Origin of the sequence: Amycolatopsis dendrobii, assembly GCF_014145675.1 — a bacterium.
GTDB classification, from domain to species: Bacteria; Actinomycetota; Actinomycetes; order Mycobacteriales; family Pseudonocardiaceae; genus Amycolatopsis; species Amycolatopsis dendrobii.
This window is the reverse complement of record NZ_JACGZW010000010.1, coordinates 368,351-384,895: the sequence shown is the minus strand read 5'-3', so window position 1 is coordinate 384,895 and position 16,545 is coordinate 368,351. Positions and strand designations below refer to the sequence as shown.

Here is a 16,545-nt window from a genome sequence, read left to right as displayed (position 1 = left end):
CACTGGCGAAATACCCAAAAGGGGCAACCGTATGAGACGACTCCGCTACGCGGTGGTGATCCCGGCGATCGCCGGGACTTTGCTGGCCGGGTTCACGCCCGCCATCGCGGGCCAGGAGGCTGCCGCCGGCAAGCAGCCGCCGAACCCGGCCGCCGTCCCCGCGCGGTACGCGAGCCAAAAGCTGGACTGGCACCCGTGCGCGGTCCCCTCCGAGCTGCCGACTCCCCCGCCCGAGGGCGCCAAAGACATGGAGTGCGCGACCTACCGGACGCCGCGCAACTGGTACCAGCCGAACGCCCAGATCGACCTGACCATCGCGGTCAGCCGGCTGAAGGCGACCAAGAACGCGACAGCCAGCGTCGTCACCAACCCGGGCGGGCCGGGCGCTCCCGGGCGCAACTTCCCGGCGCGGCTGCGCAACCAGGCCAAGCTGCGAGAGCATCAGGAGATCGTCGGATTCGACCCGCGCGGCACCGGCAAGAGCACCAACATCACCTGCGGCGGCGCCATCGGCACCGGCTCGGACCTCGACCCGCGCGACCGCAGCAAGCAGAACCTGAACCTGATCCTCCAGGCGACGAAATACGCGGCGCTGTCCTGCCAGCAGAAGTCCGGCGAACTGGGCCCGCTGATCAACACCGACCAGACGGTCAAGGACATCGACCTGCTGCGCGTGCTCCTCGGCCGCGACAAGATCAACTGGGTCGGCTACTCGGCGGGCACCTGGATGGGCGCGCACTACGCCCAGGCCTTCCCCGCGCACACCGGCCGGTTCGTCCTCGACTCCGCGACGGAGTTCACCACGACCTGGCAGAAGTCGTTCGACGCGCAGCCGCTCGGCTTCGAGCGCCGCTGGCGGCAGGACTTCCTGCCGTGGATGGCGAACTACGACAAGCTCTACCACTTCGGCACCACCGGCGAGGCGGCCCGCCAGACCTACGAGCAGGTCCGGTACGCCCTCACCCAGAACGCGGTCACCCTGCCGGACGGCTCGCACGTATCGGCCAACGGCCTCGACTCGTTCATCGCGGCGCAGATCTACTCGAAGCGCGCCTTTCCCGGACTGGCCGACTACCTGGTCAACGTCCGCGCGCTGACCCAGAGCACGACTTCCGCCCCAGCCAAAGCGGCGGCCGCGCAGCGGGTCAAGGCCGCCGACAAGAGCACCGCGACATCCGGCCCGCAGCCGCTGATGGTGCCGGCCGACGGCGACTCCTACGACGCCTCGTTCTGGACGATCCCGTGCAACGAGGGCCCCTGGACCGGCTCGCCCCAGAGCGCCGTCAAGCAGTCGCAGAAACTCATCGACCGGCAACTGCCGCTGCTCGGCGCCGGCTGGTTCATCCAGCCGTGCCTGTTCTGGACGAACCCCCCGGCCCCGCTGCCGGTGCTCAACGGCAAGGGCGTTCCGCCAGTGCTGATCGTCGAGTCGGAACACGACCCGGCGACCCCGATCGAGGGCGCGCGCCGCGCGCACAAGGCATTCGACAACTCGCGGATGCTGACGATCACCGGAGAAGGCGACCACGGCATCTACGCCGGCGGCAACGCGGGCGTAGACAACGTCGTGGAGGCCTACCTGGTCGACGGTGTCGTGCCGAACGACCAGAACCTCCCCGGCATGCCATTGCCGGTTCCCCCGGGAGCCTGACACCACAAGGGCCTCTCCGGCCTTGAGAAATCGGCATTGTCGGCCGGGCAGCGGGACCCGCTGCCCGGCCGGCGCGTTGTCCCGCCAAGCCGCGACGGGCTTCTCTCGATCGCGCCGGGCAATAGCGGACGAGGCACCGGTCGCCGCGGCAAAGGGCAGCGGCTCGTGTGCTGCTGATCTTCGTTCGCACAGCCGAAGAAAGCCAGGCGGTGTGTCCTATCTGGACTGATCACATCAGTGCCGATCCAGCGCCGATGAGCCCGCTCGGGCATGTCCCGCAGATGACGGCGCGCGGTTCGCTAGAGCGGCACAGCAGGACTCCCGCCCAGGCCGGCCGCAGAGACCGTTCGCCTGCCGTGCGCACTGAGCGGCTCGACCGCAACGGATCGCGCAGTCGGAGCACCGGGAGTCGTCGCGATCCGCACTCGGCCGGCCCTGTTTCCGGGCAGTAAAAAAGCCCAGGTCTCAGACCTGGGCTTTGGCTCCCCCGCTTGGACTCGAACCAAGAACCCTCCGGTTGAGTTCCATGCGCGCTGAGATCGTCATGACCGCTGGCAAGCAGTCGATGCCGACGCGGCGGCCCTATGTCGCGGGAAGCATCAGCATCGAACCGTCTTCCCAGTACAAGCTCGCCGGGGCAGGGCTCCATTGCGGTCGCTCGGCTCCACGGCCGCTCCAGACGACGGTCGGCTGCGCGCCGAGACCGGTGAGTTCGACGATCGCGAGCTGGGTCTTGCCGCGGACGACGGCGATCTCGCCGGGATGCTGCTTGAGGGCTTCGGCGACGCGGTATGCCTCGCCGGTTGCGGGTCCGCTCGGGATCGCGGCATGACGTTTCGGCCCGTCGCGTTTGAAAAGCCGGAACAGGGCCCAAACCGTGACGAACGGCCAGGTGATGGTGGAGGCCACGTCCACCAGGAACTCACCGATCTCCACCAGGCACCCGCGCGGACCGTTCTCGCTCGCGGCACCGCGTTCCCGTTTCCCGCGGCGGTCCCGTCGCGAGCCGACCGTGACCCGGCCCATCCCGGTGACCTGGACCGGTTCGCGCCAGGCCGCTTCGAAGTACTGCTGCGCCTGCGTGATCAGGTGTTCGTCCATCAGCCCACCCAGGAGACGGTGTCGAAAATGTCGAGCGCCAGCACGACGACGTGTTCCCAATCCTGCCAGTTGTTCGAGCACACCCCGACCATCGCGACCGACGTGCCCCGGGGATCCGGTATCCACGCCGCCACTTGCCGTTGCAGGACAGGGATCTCGATGCCGTCCGCGTCGTTGCGCAGGATCGTCTTCTCCTCCTGAACGGTGACGACCGCTTTCCCGGCGGGAAGGTCGAGCAGACGCGCCGTCCGACCCTCGACCGAGGCGTGCACCGCAAGCAGGCCCTCGACGGCGACGTCGACCGAGTCATGGGCGGAGGGAATGCACGAGCAGGCCAGGACCGGCATGATCGGCCGGTCGGGGACGTCGGGCGAACGGTAGACGGCGATCGCCGCGTAGCCGATGCCCTGCGAGCCCATGGTTTCGCCGTACAAGGCGTAGGTGTTGGCGAGCATCGCCGCGTTGGGGTCGTCCGCGGCCAGCCCGAACGCGCCCGCCACCCGGCCGTCGAGTTCGCGCTTCTCAACTCCGTCTACCTCGATGTCCTCGACCGGCAGTTCGACGAAACCGTCCGGGACGGTGAAGGTGAACTCACGGGTCATCCGGTCACCGTCCCTTCACGACCCGGTCGAAGATCTGGCCGGCGGATTGCGTCGGCCGGCCGGTGACCGTGTCCTTGACGAAGTCTTTCGCGGAGTCCTCGGCCCGTTCCAAGTAAGGCTCGGCGACCCACTTGGCGGCCATGCCGCCCGCCTTGGTCGCCGCACCCCAGGCCGCCGCTCCCGCAGCGCCGGCGCTGTGCTCCATCTTGAGGATCGGGCCGCCGACCCACTTGTCGAAACTCGCTCCCCAGCCGAACGCGGTCTGGACAAGTCCCTCGTCGTGCAGGATGTTGCGCGCCGCACCGGCGCCTTTGGCGACGGCTTGCACCACGCCCTTGGCTTCTTTGGCCGCTCCGATGGCGCCCTTGACCACCTTCGGGCCGACCTTGGCCGCGCCGATCGCCCCCTTGGCCGTGCCGCCGCCGGGAATCATTCCCACCGCGTCGAACGCGATGCTGGACCAGCTGACGTTCGCCCCGGCCGCTTTGGCCAGCCCGTGCGCCGCCATCGCCCCGGCGCTGAACCCGATCGCCGCCGCGGCGACCACCTCGCCGACGATCGGGATGGCCGCCGTGAACGGAGCGATCGTGCTGAGAACCGTGCCGATGGTCGAGAGGACGTCGCCGATCTTCGCGATGACGTCCGCGTGCTCCTTGACCCAGTTCCAGACCTTGCCCGCCAGGTTCTTGATCCCGTCGGCGATCTTGCCGATGGCGTCGCCGATCTTGTCGAGCAGGCCCGGCTCCTCCGGGGCCTCGTCCTTGGCTTTGCGCAGCGCGGCGGCGACCTGACCGGACAGGTCGAGATGCTGGGCCTGCAGGCGCTTGGCGTCCTCCCGGATCGCGTCCAGCCCCTGCTGCGCCTGGTCCAGTCTCTGCTGGGCATGCCCGAGCGCTTCCTGCGCCTGCTGGAACTGCGCCGGGTCAGGGAAACTCTGCCCCGCCAGCCCCAGATCGGGATTCGACCGAGCGGAAGCGACCTGCGACTGAGCCGCCGCGGCTTGCCGCTCCAGATCAGCGGCATGGCTCTGCATCGTGCGCAGGTCATCGGCCCAGTTGGTCAGCGTTCCCGACGCCCCGGACAGCGACCGGTGCGCTTTGTCCAGATAATCGGGAACTTCGCCGACGGTCTTCTGGAACGCCTGGGCTCCGTCGCCTTCCCAGAAACTGTCCGACTTCCCGAGCTTGGTCAGGTCTTCGTACGCGCGGCCCATCTCGGCCCCGACCTTGCCCAACGTGGCCGCCACCTCGGAGACGGTCGCGACGACCCCGGGCGCCGGGTCGAACCCGAGAGCCGGGTAGCTCCCCGTCTGCACCGGGGCGGCGGCATCAGCGATGCGGTCCCGGTTCATGCTTTCCGCCCGTCCAACCGGTCGTTGATCGCCGACCGCGCCGGCGGCACCGGCGCGGGCTGCTCTGCTTGACCGCCGGCTTTCCCCAGTGTCTCGGTCACTTTCTGTTCCATGTCCGCGTAGACCTGCCTGGCTTTCGCCAGCCCCTCCGCCACAGTGCCCGAGAACTCGGCGACCTTGCCGATGCCGTATTCCCACCGTTCCTGGAACTCGCCGCCGGCGGAGTCGATATCACGACTCCCCATGTCGGACGCGGACGAGTTCTTGAGCGCGTTGTTCGCATTCGTCATGCGCTCTTTGGCCTGTTGCAGCGTCGTGACGAGCGTGTCCATTTGCTCCAGGTTGACCCGGTACCCTCCGCCTGACATCTATGCCTCCCCGCATCAGCGTCGCACCTCATCCGAACACATCCGGGCAGTCCGCGCGGCCCGCCGCGCTGCAGCGACCCGGCCGGGCTGCCTCCCGACCTCCACACCCCCGTCGCCTCAGCGCAGGTCGTCCAGCAGTGTGCGCAGCTGTGCGACCATGGTTTCCGGCCTGGCCGGGGCGACACTGACATACCGCTCTCCGCCCGGCGTGCCGGAGACGGAGAACAAGTAGCGGCCCGCCGCGGTGTCGTAATAGGTGCAGACGTTGCCGCCACTGGCTCTGTGCCTGCCGAACCGGTCGCGAGCAGCCGCCGAGAACTGCCCGGCCCCGGTGCGCGGCAAACTGGCCACATCCACGACCCGACGAGCCTCCCGGTGCGGCACGGCACCCCCGAGGACGCGTTTCAGCTCGGCTTCCCTCACCGACAGCCCCGGCCCCGCGCCCGGAGGCACGCGCGGCAGTTCCCCCACCAGCTCCTCGGCGAGCGCGTCCGGCCGAGCCGGCCGGATCAGCACCCGATTCGAGGATGGCACGAAGCAGGCCAGCACCGCGTCCGAACCGTCCGCCGTGACCACCAGGCGATACCGACGCTCCGCAGTAGCGTTCACAGTCGCAGACAGCTCACCGGCACCGCGGCACAGCACCGTCATCGTCCGCGCGAAGTCCGAGGTCAAGCCCCCACGGCTCCACACGCCTTGCTGAGCCAGCGCCTGCACCGCGGCATCACGGCTTTCCCTGGCCGCATCCGGATCGCGCCACACCGGCTCGCCGGACAACGCCGTCGGCAGCGACGCTCCGATCTTTTCGGCTGCCACCGGCAGGCAGTCCCCAGGCAGCACCACCTCACGATTGAGCACGAGCATCCGTCAGGCGCCGATCACTGGCGGGACCGCCTTGGGGAGCTCGCCGACGAGCGCGTCGTCCGGGTCCTGCTCAAGCAGGTAGTCGGCGGTCTTGTGTTCCGTGTCTTCTTCGCCCTTGCCGCCTTTGCCGCCCGCGCCCATGCCGCCCATTCCCGCCGCACCAGGACGCCCGGCCGCTCCCGACGCAGGCGTGCCAGTCTGCGCCGACGCGCCTGCGTTCAACGCACCCGACCCGGTGCCGGCACCCGCGCCGCGGCCAGCGCCCCCGCTGCTGCCGCCGGCGCCGTATCCACTGCCGCTGCCGTAACCGCCCGCGCTGCCGCCAGACCCGCCAGGGCCGAAGCCTCCCCCCGGCACGAAACCAGCGCCCGGCCCGAAGGACATGCCACCGCCGGTCGGGTTGTTGCCGCCGGAACCGCCGGTCTGACCGCCGACCGGGCTCCAGTAATTCGCGTCGCCGACGGTGCCGCCGGACGGCGGCACGTAACCGGAGGCGCGGGTCCCGTCGCTCGGGACATACGAGCCGGTGGGCGTACCCGGCCCGAGCGCCGGACCACCAGCCGAGCCGTCCGAGTGCGTCCCGCCGCCGGAGCCCCCTGTCCCGCCCGGCCCGCCGGTTCCGACAAATCCGCCGGATCCACCGGGCCCGTCGCTGTAGCCGCCGGAACGCGGCACACCCGATGTGCCCCCGTGCCCGCGACCGCCCGGCGTATAGGGCGAGGGGCCGTTCCCGATGCCCGAGCCGCCCGGCTGGCCGACGGAGAAGTCGCCACCCGCCGCAGGCATGGTCAGCTGACCATACTGAGACGGGCCGGCCCACTGGCCGGAATTGTTCTGCGACTCGCCGTAATAACCGTGGTAGCTGTCCACGACGACCTGGGCTTTCTCGTCCCACTGCTTGATCTGGTCGGCCCGGTTGCTCAAGAACGAGAACCACGTGCCGCTGACCAGGTCGTCGCTCGGCCGGTCGCCGATGTCACCGACCGACTGGACCTTCGACTTCAACGTGTTGTACGAGCCGCCCTGGCCGCTGTAGAGCCCGTCAACGGCTTGCAGATGCTGGCCGCTGACCTTCGACGCCTGCACGAGAGGACCGGCGCCGGCGTTCGCCTGACCGGCCGCGTCACCCTGCCAGTACTGGCTCATCTTGCCCTGCAGTTGCAGCATCTTGTCGGCGACGTCGTTGTGATCCGTCGAGAAACCGCGGCTCATATCCGAACCGTGGAACAGGTCATCGGAGCCCTTGCCGCTTTTCACCAACGCGATGATCTCCGGAGCAGAAAGAGACTGCGGATCATCCATCACGCACCGTCCTTCAACTTGGCTACTACGAGTTCCGCAGCCTTAAGCACCGCAGGACACGGTTTTCCGTACAGCGGTGAACTCGTCTGAAGGTTGTTGGAAACCGCGAAGACCTCGCCGTCGGTGATTCCGACAGAGATCTGACACCCGATGGTCTTGCGATCGTCCGAGACGTCGACGTACGCCGCAGGATATCCCGCGACCTCCGCCGGCTCGAAATAGGCGCTCCCGCCGTTCCGGCCGTTTTTGTAGATTGTCGCCAGCCCGCCCTGGTTCGGGATGAACGTAACACCGATACTGTCGCCGTTTTCGCCATTCCAGGTGCACGCAGGGCTGTTGCTGTCTTTGCTGCTGGTGCGCAAGCCCCCGATGAACTGCCCAGCCTGCTCTTTAGTCAGCAGGGAGCAAGGATCCTGTTCGTACTTGGCGGCATTGAGCGGAGCGCTCACTTTCGGCACGCCGGGTGCCGTATCCGACGACGTCGGGGCTGTGCCGGGCGGAACCGAACCCGCGTTTGACGGGGCAGGGCTGGGCGTGCCGGGCGTGGACGAGCAGGCCGCAGCCAGGAACAGGGTCGCAGCCGCGGCGGCGAGAGTGCTGGTTTTGGTCACCTGATCATCCTTGCTTGCGCAGGCGGTCATGGTTCGCCTGGTCCTGCTTCTCGTAGGCATCGATCGCCTTCTTCAGCTGGTTTGCGTAACCCTGCGCATACGCTTGCTGTTGCCGCAGGCTGGCCAGGTATGCATTCGCGTGGCTTCGCGCAGCCTCGATCTGAAGCTTGCTACCCGGGTCCCCGGCCGGCGGCTGCAGCGCCGGCAGCTTCCGCGCCTTCTGAATCATGCCGTTGAGCTTGTCGGCGATAGCCTCCCAGTCCGGGAGCAGCGACCGCATCGTGTCGATGTCCATCTTGAAGCCGCCGCCAGCCACCGCGGCGTTCGCGCTGATGTCCTGCATCGCGTTCTGAGCGGCGTACACCGCCGCTAGCGGGCTAGGCGCCACCGTGGTCGCGATCTGCTCGGCATTGCGCTGGGCCTGTCGCTCAGGCGTGAGATACCCGGCATGGGCGTACACCGGGGCGTTGCCGCCCGCGCTCGGCGGGCCGCTGGTCACGACCGGACCGCTGGTCGGCAGCGGCATCGGCGGCGCACCCGGCGGCGGTGCCGCCGGCTGGTCCGTCGAAGTGATCTGCTGATTGACGCGATCAAGCCCGCTCTGCCCGTCCGGCATGCCGACAGCCCCTCCTCCATGACGGCCGCCGCCCGATCGACAGACAGCTCCCGCCGTGCCCTCCGCTCGCGACGAACTCCGCCGCCCCCCGTTGCGCGACCGTGCGTGGTCGCCCGGTCACTTTAACTGCGGCCACCTCGCGATGTCAGCAGAACGCAACAACTGCGAGCTGCGGCACGCGCTGGACCAGCCGAAACACCGACGACGCGCCGCCCGGTCGTCACCGGCTACCGACAGCTAGGCCACCCACGTCGATCACAGCACGGAGTACCCGGTGCCAGGGAACAGGTTCAACGGGCCAGGATTCCCGACCTCGGGCGGCAGCGTCGGGCAGAACTCGCAGACCCGCAGGGGTTCTACGAGCGCAACATCCTCGCCAAGAACCTCACATGCCGGGCCTGGAACAAAGTTATGCAGTCGGCCGCCTGCCGAGACTTTAGCGCAATTGCCCTCGGAAGCTCCTTTCCCTGCGTTGATGGAAATGGTGAAGATGGATGAGAAATGAGATGCTAAACAGCGCTCTTTGAAAAACCATCAGAAGCAATTAGAGGTCAGCGTGCCCGGCAAGTCGTTTGGTGGGTCGCGCTTGTTGTGGGCGCTGCTCTGTGTCGCAGGGATGGCGTTAGACGGATGTTCCTGACCTGCGGGGCAGCGCGGCTGACCCCTCACTGCCAGAATGGCCGGGACACGTCCCTGACCTGCGGTTATCGAGAACCTGCAGGGTGCGTGTCGCAGTTGACTGCACTTGAATGCAGTTCGGCGCTGTTTGGTGTCACATGAACCATGGCTCTGCTCCAAATTTGCTCCAGGGAAATTCGTGATAATGCGCGCTGCACGATTCCTTCACTGCGGCGTCCGGCGGGGCTTCGGGGGTGGCGTCTCGTCATCTAGCTTGAGGAGCAGGGCGAGCAAGCCGCGCGGCTGCCGGCGTCAATTCGGGCGGCCCGGACGGCAAGGTCAGCTCGATCTCCTTGGCATGGCTGGTGCCAGGATGGCTCATCTGTACAGGCCAGCGTCCGCGGCAGGCTGAGGCAAGATCTCGAACGGTTGAACTCGGAGTCGTTGCGTCGGGTTTCGGTGCGATCGGTGCGGCGCATTGCTCGGGATCTCTGTCGTTGTCAAGTTACTGGATGGGCAGTTCAATCACCATTATCGTGATCCTGAGCCGTCTCGCGGACTGGCGAGATCACTTTGATCTGCTTGCTGGGGTTTCGTCGACCTTGGGTCATCAGTTCGCCATAGGGAATCCCTCCCCGCAGCCGATCTTCCGATCGTCACATGACCAGGGGTGAGATTGAAGTGACGCTCCGGCATATCGCCCACGTGGCGAAGGCGCCTGCGAACACGTGAACGATAGGAGTTCTTTCGCGACGGAGTTCGGCTGAACACGATCGGCCGTATGCTGCGGGAAGCGGCAGGCTCGACGCCAACCGACTGCGAGGACGAGGTCGGGTTGGTGGCCGTGGCGGGATCCGCTGCCCAGGTGCAGGGATGCCTCGGACACCCACGTCGGACTCAGCGCACCCCCTCTTTGGAACCTGCCCCACGGGATCCAACAGTGTCGAGCATCCGGGGCCGGCAAACATGAGCGGCACCAGGCGACGTTTTCTGGCGGCGCTGGGATCAGCGTATTGTGGAAAGAATCAGCGTAGGTATCCGGTCAATCATTCGTTTTCTTGCGGTGTCGTTTTCTCTGCTAATTTCGCCGAATCGTGTAGCTCCGGGCGTCTGCTCATGATGGACAATTCTTCTGAACACCCGGATGCGGTGCGGCGACGGTCGGTGGTTCGGAGGGCGTCATGGCTGGTGCCGATGGGAAAGACCCGTGGCGCGTCATGGACGCGCTGTGGGGAACGGCCGCGCCGCCGGCGGAGCGGGACACGGCCGGCCCGGTCGCGTTCTACGGGCGTTGCTCGACCGAGGACAACCAGGACCCCCGCACGTCGCGCGCGTGGCAGTTCGGTGTGGCCCGGCGGTTCGTCGAACCGCTGGGCGGGCGGGTGGTGGCCGAGTTCTTCGACGTGGGCCAGTCCCGGTCGGTGCCATGGCACCGACGCGCCGAGGCCGCGCGGCTGCTCGAGCTGTTGAAGAGCCCGGACCGCGGCTGGCGTGGTGTTGTGGCGGGGGAGGGCACGCGCTGTTGGTCGGACTGTCGGATCAGACCGAGATGCTGGTGCTGATCCAGGGCACTCCCGGCAGCAATGCGACGAGGGCGGCCACGAACGTGACCAAGGCGCTTTTGTCGACCATGCAGGGCGGGCAGTGAGACGGCCGGACAGCCGATGTCCGCGCAGCAGATCTGCGACAACTTCGCCATCGGCGTCGATCTGGGCGGGATTCGCACATCTATTTCGATCACCGCGCACATAAGACACAAGTCGGCACCCGATCGCGGTTCACCGCACGACGATTGACGTCCGACCGCAGAATCCCCGGACGACGCACAGTCTGCGGCTTCAGCACTGCGACGTTTCGCCCCTCAGCCCGCATTGATCGACTCAACCGCAACGAACTCGACGGCCGCCCGGCATGAATCGCGCAGAGATTAAGTCGAAGCCACGGCACGCGGCAGCAGATCTGCTTGCTCACGCCTGACGCGGTCCCAGAACTCGATCGTCAACCCGACGCTGCCACGGCCCTGGATACACACATCAAGCGACGAGTCGACATATCGAGCGGAATCAACCGCGCCAAGATCGACAGCGGCCAACTGCAGCGCCGACCCACGGCTTCGAACCGCCACCCGGCAACCGCGGCGGATCACCGGCCGCCGACCGCAGACCGCTTGGACGACCGTCAAAATCGACGCTAAATCACCCCTACTCCCGGGTAGCAAAAAAGCCCAGGGCGCTGACCTGGGCTTTGCTCCCCCGCTTGGACTCGAACCAAGAACCCTCCGGTTAATTGTTGTAAACCATTTCGAATCGACATCATTCGATCTAGCCGGAAATTTTGCAAAAGTTTATTACCTGATTCGCTCTCGATCGCCTTCAGTCGGCGCTTAAATCGACAGTAATCGCCCCTCGCTCGACTGGCGACACACGTCGTTCGCCCCGCCACCGCTCGTCCGCCCGGCTGCCGCTCTGCATGCAGGAAGGCACTTCCAGCGCCGCGCCGAAGGCCTGAGAGGTACTCCAGGACGGCCTACTCGCTGTGCCCTCGAACCGGTTTGTGGCGCACGCTGTACCACGGATCGGATGCCAGCGTCTGGCGAACCTGGTCGAGGGCTCCCGTTGCTCCGGCGTTCTGCACGGCTTCTGCCAGCGTGCGACGCACACGAGGATCGGGATCGCCGGCCAGGTGCATACCAATTCTGACGCCGGAGAACTAGTTACTGGCCCACGCCAGAGCTGCCGCCGACCGGGGCAGTCCAGTCCTGGTGCACGACTAGGAGGGTGTACGAGCCAGCCGGGCTGCGAGAAATTGCGCGCGACTGCGGGCGTCGCCGGAGACACCAGTGATCCGGAAAGCGCTGAGGGGATGGCCGCTGAGGACAGGCAGGAGATCTCCACCACTTTCCGACCTTGGGAAATCGCGATGGCGGAAGCAGAAACCAGTCAACTCCAAGCGCCTCGGACGAGTGCCAGGCACCGCCTTTCGACACCTCCGACACGCTCGCCTTCGAACTCCTCAACGCACGCCAGGTCGCCACAGCCGCCCCCACTGAGGCACTACCAGTCAATGAGCCAGCCCTCACTGGCCGCCCTTGGACCCTGGTGAGCTCCCCGTCCTTTCCTTTACGGGCAGTTCGGCGGACAGTGACCGTGCCAGCGCGCGGCTATTGGGCAGGTTTGGTCGCCGTTACCGCCCGACACGGCGGGAACATGCCGCCGAGCAGGCCGCTTCGGCCGACCTCCGTCATGCCGGCCTCGACAGCCAGCCGCGCGTACTGAGCTGTGCCGGAGAAGTCGATGAGCAACAACCTCCCGCCAGGACGGAGCACCCGGAAAGCCTCGGAGACGCATTCGGCGCGGCGGCTGTCGGGATGCAGGTTGTGGACCGAGAGGCAGCCTGTGACGAGGTCGAAGGAACCCGAAGGAAAGGGAAGCTTGGCCATGTCGCCGTCGACCAGTTCGATCTTGTCTGCGACCCCGGTTCTCACGGCGTTTTCCAAGCAGGTCTTGCGATCCGATCCGGCCTGGTCTCGCGTGCGCCAGAGGTCGATGCCAGTAGCCCTTCCCGTAGTGAGCCGTGCGGCGACACCGATGAGCAGGAGCCCGCTGCCGCACCCGAGATCGAGGACGACTTCGTCGCCGCGCAGGGCAAGCCGATCGAGCTGCTGTTCACGTGCTCTGCGCTTCCCGCGCAGCGAACTGTGGAGCATGAGCGCCGCGGTGCCTGAGCCTCCCACGATAAGCAGTACGCCAAACCAGGCGAAATCGATGATCCCAGCCAGAGACACTGCGGTAATCGCAATGCCGACGAAACCGAGCGCCGCGTTCGCGACGATCACCGGCGGAGCGTCGATCCCGAAGTAGGGTCGTGCTTGCTGCGAGGACACCATGGCGTGCAGGACTCCGTAATTCGTTGGTGACACCGGCGATTTCCGCAGTTTAGCGACGGGTTGCGCGCGCCACTTCAGGGAAACCCCTTAGGGGAGCCGGCCGACCCACAGGTTGGCGGCATCGAACCAGTAAGCGGAATTCGCATGAAGATCGACGGAGTGTCTCGAACTGGACAGTATGTACGTTTGCAGATGGGCCTCTCGGCTGAAATACTGCGATTCGTAGCGCTGCAGGGAATCCGCTATGCACAGTCGACCATGGTCCCGCACAGCAGAGCGTCCCGCTGGCCGTTGGCGATGAGGACTGGACAAATTTGGACCGGTGTTCACGTCTCCGTGGTTCGCTTTTCGCTGACCTAGAAACAAATATTTGAGAAATAAGCAGCTATTGACCGCGCCGAGCGCGGTGTCAGCTTTCCGGATTGCACAGCGCTGCCGATAGCCGTACGACCGCATCCGGAAGTCGGCCCGCAGTCGGCTCGAACCGGGTCCCGTCGGCGGGCCAGCGTGAAACTTGCGGGACTCGAGCGACGGGGCCGGAACTCGGACCACCCCAATGTTGCGGCAGATGGTCCTTGACGTCGCACGCGCACACCTGCCGTTCCAGCGCCGAGCAGCCCGGCCAAGGTGCGGCGCGAGTGCCCGGAGAACCGCTGCTTCCGAACCGCGAACTGCACCGACCGGCTTCGTCGGGCCCGATCGAAGAACGCGTGGTCTCGACGGTATAGCGGCCGCGTCCGGGAAACGTGGGCCAGCGGAACGGTAGGCCATCTCGTTCGCTTTGCTACTCGCGGGCCGAGTGCCTCCAGGCTCACGTGGTAGTTGCAGACAGCGGCTGCGGCGGAGAACGCCTTGTGCCTGCGGACCCGCTCTGCTGCTGTGGCGGCATCGCGCTGGGCGCGGTGCGATTTCTGCGCCGAGGACGCCAGTTTGGGCCACCTGGCCGGTCGATTCCCGTTCACCAGGTGCTCGGTGACGGCGTCGCGCACGGAGCACATGAGGTGTGGCAGCAGCGGGTTGCCTCTGGCGAGCGCGACCGCGACGTGGAATTTGCCGTCCAAGGCGAGGTACGTGCCGCCATCCGCGTCGGCGGCGTCTATCTGGCCCAGCAGCGTCTCGAGGCGAGCGAGCTGCTCGTCGGTGCGTTCGGCAGCCGCAACACGTGCTGTCTCTTCTTCCAGCAGACGACGGGTGTGCAGCACGTCTTCGAGATCGAAATGCCCTAGCGCCGCGTACGGCCGCATGAGCCGGGAGATCGTCGGGCCGAGGCGGTCGCTGATCTTCGCACCGCCGCTTGCGCCGATGACCTGCAGCGACTCGCTCAACGCGCGTTCGCTCGGCAGCCGGTCGTCCGCCCACAGGCCACGGTCGCCGCGCGACTCACTCACGCCGAACTCGCCGCCGCGCTGACCGAACGACTGGACCGCTTCCACGCAGACAGCGGACCGCCATCTTCGAACCGGTCGCGGGCCGGATGCGCGAGGCGTTCGACGAGTGCGGATACGGGTGGGTCACGAGCCACGTGTTCCGGAAGACGGTCAGCACGCACCTCGACCAATCCGGTGTGTCCACAACGGAAGGCGCTGATCAGCTCGGCGACACCCCCACCGTCTATGAAGAGCGCTACCGGAAGAAGCGGCGCAAGGCTACGAACAGGGCCGCGATGGAAGCTTTGGAGTCGATCGAGAAGGCCCCGGAGGCGAAGTGAATCTTGGGAGTTTGCCTGGGAACTGATCAGTACCAGGGCAAGAAAGAAGCCCCAGGCCGTATCTGGCCTGGGGCTTTGGCTCCCCCGCTTGGACTCGAACCAAGAACCCTCCGGTTAACAGCCGAATGCTCTGCCAGTTGAGCTACAGGGGATTGTGCTCCGCCGGTCCGGATCTCTCCGGGCTGACAGGAAGAACTTTAGCCCATGCCGTTCCCGCCTCGCACAGGGGGGTCGGTTTTCGGCGGCTCCGCGCGGACGGCGGTTGTGTTGGACAATGGACAGTCGGAAGTCCTGCTGAGAAAGAGGTGTAGCCGCCGATGAAGAAGTTCCTGCTGGGCGTGGGCCTGGGGTACGTGCTGGGCACCAAGGCCGGCCGGGGACGGTACGAGCAGATCGTGCGCACCTACCGCAAGCTGGCCGACCATCCGATGGTCCAGGGGGCCGCCGGGGTGGCGCGGGCGAAGCTGGGCGAGAAGTTCGGGCGCGGGAACGGCTGAGCGGAGCCCGGCTCAGGACGGTTTTCGCCAGGTGAGCGAGTACCGGCGCAGCACGTGCCTGCGGTAGCGCACCCCGGGCAGCAACCGCTGCGCTGTCGTGCGCACCTCGCGGTAGGTCATTCGCGGCTGCATCGCCGGCATGCCCTCCGGGCCGTGTGCGCGGCGGACCGTCTTCACGATTCGCACGATCGGGGCGGCTGCGATCGTCGCTGCCCAGTCCGTCGCGCTCGCGTCGCGGGCCAGGCCGACGACCACCAGTGCGCCGCCTGGGCGCAGCATGTCCCGCATCCGGGTGAGGGCTGCTTCGAAGTCCAGGTGGTGGATGGTGGCCACCGAGCAGATGAAGTCGTAGGCGCCCAGGTCGGCGGTGAGAAAGTCGCCCTCGACGAAGGTGTCGTCAGACTGCGCGCGGGCCTGAGCGACCATCTCCGCGGACTTGTCGATCCCGGTGACCGAAGGCACCGCGGAAGCCAGTTTCCGCACCAGCAGGCCGTCTCCGCAACCGACGTCCAGCGCGGTCGAGCAGCCGGCGGGCACCGCACGGAGAATGCCCGGATGGCGGGCGACGTTCGTATTCCAGTACGACATCAGCCAGGGATTTTAGCGACGAGGAAAATCCGCCGGAATTCGAACCAGGTGGTGCCGTCCGGGCGCGGCGGGTAGGCCTCGTCCAGCAGCGGGGCGAGGTCGTCTTGGAAGGCGGCCCAGTCCTCGTCGCCCAGGGCGGCGCGGATGGGGCGGAGCGCGGTTCCGGTGATCCACTCCAGGACTGCGCGCGGGCCGGAAAGTTGTTGTACGTACGTGGTTTCCCAGGCGTCGACCAGGCATCCGGCGTCGGCGAGGAGGTTCGCGTAGTCGCGGGGTTCGCCGACGGCGTCTTCGGCTCGCAAAGAAACCGACGAGAGGCGTGCGGCCCACGCCGGAGAGGCCGCCAGCTGACGGCTGATGGCGTGCGAGGGGGCCGAGAAATTGCCGGGGACCTGCACCGCCAGGACTGCTCCGGCGGGGAGTTCCGAGGCCCAGCGGCGCAGCAGGTCCTCGTGCCCGGGCACCCACTGCAGGACGGCGTTCGAGACGACCACGTCGGTATCCGGCTTCGGGGCCCACGTCCGGACGTCGCCGACCTCGGCGGCCACCCCGCGCTCGCGGGCCGCGGCGACCATCTCCGGCGAGCTGTCCATCGCTTCCAGGACCGCGTCGGGCCAGCGGAGAGCCAGGTCGAGGGTCAGGGTGCCGGGGCCGCAGCCGAGGTCGACCACCCGGCGGGGCGAAGTCGTCGAGATTCGCCCGATCAGGTCATAGAACGGCCGTCCGCGCAGGTCGGAGTAGTCGAGGTACTTCGCCGGATCCCACATGAGCAGCCTCCCGCC

The 16,545-nt window shown here is 67.1% G+C and carries 16 protein-coding genes and 1 tRNA gene; 4 read left to right on the top strand and 13 right to left on the bottom strand.

Annotated elements, in window-relative coordinates; all coding sequences use genetic code 11:
* Window positions 1-31: 31 nt before the first annotated feature.
* Entirely contained in the window at window positions 32-1,651 is a 1,620-nt protein-coding gene (locus H4281_RS30090; protein WP_182894262.1) for an alpha/beta hydrolase, read from the top strand.
* Between the two features lie 582 nt (window positions 1,652-2,233).
* Here the strand turns inward: H4281_RS30090 and H4281_RS30085 are convergent.
* The 8 genes from H4281_RS30085 to H4281_RS30050 all read right to left on the bottom strand — a co-directional run bounded on the left by H4281_RS30085 (window position 2,234) and on the right by H4281_RS30050 (window position 8,466).
* The gene (locus H4281_RS30085) at window positions 2,234-2,752 is read right to left on the bottom strand and encodes a hypothetical protein (protein ID WP_182894261.1); all 519 of its coding nucleotides are present in this window, start codon (window positions 2,750-2,752) and stop codon (window positions 2,234-2,236) included.
* On the bottom strand, window positions 2,752-3,354 hold the full coding sequence (locus H4281_RS30080) for a hypothetical protein (RefSeq protein WP_182894260.1): 603 nt from the start codon (window positions 3,352-3,354) through the stop codon (window positions 2,752-2,754). Before H4281_RS30080 ends, H4281_RS30085 begins: the two co-directional genes overlap by 1 nt.
* A gap of 4 nt (window positions 3,355-3,358) precedes the next feature.
* Complete coding sequence (locus H4281_RS30075) at window positions 3,359-4,705, bottom strand: putative T7SS-secreted protein (protein ID WP_182894259.1); 1,347 nt, start codon at window positions 4,703-4,705, stop codon at window positions 3,359-3,361.
* Window positions 4,702-5,073, bottom strand: a complete 372-nt coding sequence (locus H4281_RS30070) for a DUF6317 family protein (RefSeq protein ID WP_512699000.1) — start codon at window positions 5,071-5,073, stop codon at window positions 4,702-4,704. Before H4281_RS30070 ends, H4281_RS30075 begins: the two co-directional genes overlap by 4 nt.
* Before the next feature lie 117 nt (window positions 5,074-5,190).
* Complete coding sequence (locus H4281_RS30065; RefSeq protein ID WP_182894257.1) at window positions 5,191-5,937, bottom strand: ESX secretion-associated protein EspG; 747 nt, start codon at window positions 5,935-5,937, stop codon at window positions 5,191-5,193.
* A gap of 3 nt (window positions 5,938-5,940) precedes the next feature.
* Window positions 5,941-7,239: a hypothetical protein gene (locus H4281_RS30060; RefSeq protein WP_182894256.1), complete on the bottom strand. Its 1,299-nt coding sequence runs from the start codon at window positions 7,237-7,239 to the stop codon at window positions 5,941-5,943.
* On the bottom strand, window positions 7,239-7,850 hold the full coding sequence (locus tag H4281_RS30055) for a DUF3558 domain-containing protein (RefSeq protein WP_312872206.1): 612 nt from the start codon (window positions 7,848-7,850) through the stop codon (window positions 7,239-7,241). Before H4281_RS30055 ends, H4281_RS30060 begins: the two co-directional genes overlap by 1 nt.
* Window positions 7,851-7,854: 4 nt before the next feature.
* Window positions 7,855-8,466 (bottom strand): PE domain-containing protein, encoded by a 612-nt coding sequence (locus H4281_RS30050; RefSeq protein ID WP_220508008.1) that lies wholly within the window; start codon window positions 8,464-8,466, stop codon window positions 7,855-7,857.
* A 1,799-nt stretch (window positions 8,467-10,265) separates the two neighbouring features.
* Here H4281_RS30050 and H4281_RS30045 point away from each other — a divergent pair.
* Window positions 10,266-10,646: a hypothetical protein gene (locus tag H4281_RS30045; protein WP_246412397.1), complete on the top strand. Its 381-nt coding sequence runs from the start codon at window positions 10,266-10,268 to the stop codon at window positions 10,644-10,646.
* Between the two features lie 1,598 nt (window positions 10,647-12,244).
* On the opposite strand, the gene H4281_RS30040 is transcribed toward H4281_RS30045, so the two are convergent.
* Both H4281_RS30040 and H4281_RS30035 read right to left on the bottom strand, forming a co-directional pair.
* Window positions 12,245-12,919, bottom strand: coding sequence for a class I SAM-dependent methyltransferase (locus H4281_RS30040; protein WP_182894254.1), 675 nt, complete (start codon window positions 12,917-12,919; stop codon window positions 12,245-12,247).
* A 407-nt stretch (window positions 12,920-13,326) separates the two neighbouring features.
* A complete protein-coding gene (locus H4281_RS30035) occupies window positions 13,327-14,403 on the bottom strand; it encodes a FadR/GntR family transcriptional regulator (RefSeq protein ID WP_182894253.1) in 1,077 nt (358 codons plus the stop codon).
* A gap of 41 nt (window positions 14,404-14,444) precedes the next feature.
* On the opposite strand from H4281_RS30035, the gene H4281_RS30030 reads away from it, so the two are divergent.
* Window positions 14,445-14,678: a transposase gene (locus tag H4281_RS30030; protein WP_182894252.1), complete on the top strand. Its 234-nt coding sequence runs from the start codon at window positions 14,445-14,447 to the stop codon at window positions 14,676-14,678.
* Window positions 14,679-14,754: 76 nt separating this feature from the next.
* Here H4281_RS30030 and H4281_RS30025 read toward each other — a convergent pair.
* Window positions 14,755-14,830 (bottom strand) — tRNA-Asn (locus H4281_RS30025).
* Window positions 14,831-14,995: 165 nt separating this feature from the next.
* Between H4281_RS30025 and H4281_RS30020 the strand changes: the two genes are divergently transcribed.
* Entirely contained in the window at window positions 14,996-15,175 is a 180-nt protein-coding gene (locus tag H4281_RS30020) for a hypothetical protein (protein ID WP_067586600.1), read from the top strand.
* Between the two features lie 12 nt (window positions 15,176-15,187).
* On the opposite strand, the gene H4281_RS30015 is transcribed toward H4281_RS30020, so the two are convergent.
* Together H4281_RS30015 and H4281_RS30010 are read right to left on the bottom strand one after the other, a co-directional pair.
* Window positions 15,188-15,763, bottom strand: a complete 576-nt coding sequence (locus tag H4281_RS30015) for a methyltransferase domain-containing protein (protein ID WP_182894251.1) — start codon at window positions 15,761-15,763, stop codon at window positions 15,188-15,190.
* Window positions 15,763-16,530 carry a trans-aconitate 2-methyltransferase gene (locus H4281_RS30010; RefSeq protein WP_182894250.1) on the bottom strand — a complete coding sequence of 256 codons (768 nt, stop codon included), beginning with the start codon at window positions 16,528-16,530 and terminating at the stop codon, window positions 15,763-15,765. Before H4281_RS30010 ends, H4281_RS30015 begins: the two co-directional genes overlap by 1 nt.
* Between the last annotated feature and the right edge of the window lie 15 nt (window positions 16,531-16,545).

Coding starts and splice junctions, on each gene's coding strand:
- H4281_RS30090 (WP_182894262.1), top strand. CDS start 32: ATGAGACGACTCCGCTACGCGGTGGTGATCCCGGCGATCGCCGGGACT.
- H4281_RS30085 (WP_182894261.1), bottom strand. CDS start 2,752: ATGGACGAACACCTGATCACGCAGGCGCAGCAGTACTTCGAAGCGGCC.
- H4281_RS30080 (WP_182894260.1), bottom strand. CDS start 3,354: ATGACCCGTGAGTTCACCTTCACCGTCCCGGACGGTTTCGTCGAACTG.
- H4281_RS30075 (WP_182894259.1), bottom strand. CDS start 4,705: ATGAACCGGGACCGCATCGCTGATGCCGCCGCCCCGGTGCAGACGGGG.
- H4281_RS30070 (WP_512699000.1), bottom strand. CDS start 5,073: ATGTCAGGCGGAGGGTACCGGGTCAACCTGGAGCAAATGGACACGCTC.
- H4281_RS30065 (WP_182894257.1), bottom strand. CDS start 5,937: ATGCTCGTGCTCAATCGTGAGGTGGTGCTGCCTGGGGACTGCCTGCCG.
- H4281_RS30060 (WP_182894256.1), bottom strand. CDS start 7,239: ATGGATGATCCGCAGTCTCTTTCTGCTCCGGAGATCATCGCGTTGGTG.
- H4281_RS30050 (WP_220508008.1), bottom strand. CDS start 8,466: ATGCCGGACGGGCAGAGCGGGCTTGATCGCGTCAATCAGCAGATCACT.
- H4281_RS30045 (WP_246412397.1), top strand. CDS start 10,266: ATGGCTGGTGCCGATGGGAAAGACCCGTGGCGCGTCATGGACGCGCTG.
- H4281_RS30030 (WP_182894252.1), top strand. CDS start 14,445: ATGCGCGAGGCGTTCGACGAGTGCGGATACGGGTGGGTCACGAGCCAC.
- H4281_RS30020 (WP_067586600.1), top strand. CDS start 14,996: ATGAAGAAGTTCCTGCTGGGCGTGGGCCTGGGGTACGTGCTGGGCACC.
- H4281_RS30015 (WP_182894251.1), bottom strand. CDS start 15,763: ATGTCGTACTGGAATACGAACGTCGCCCGCCATCCGGGCATTCTCCGT.
- H4281_RS30010 (WP_182894250.1), bottom strand. CDS start 16,530: ATGTGGGATCCGGCGAAGTACCTCGACTACTCCGACCTGCGCGGACGG.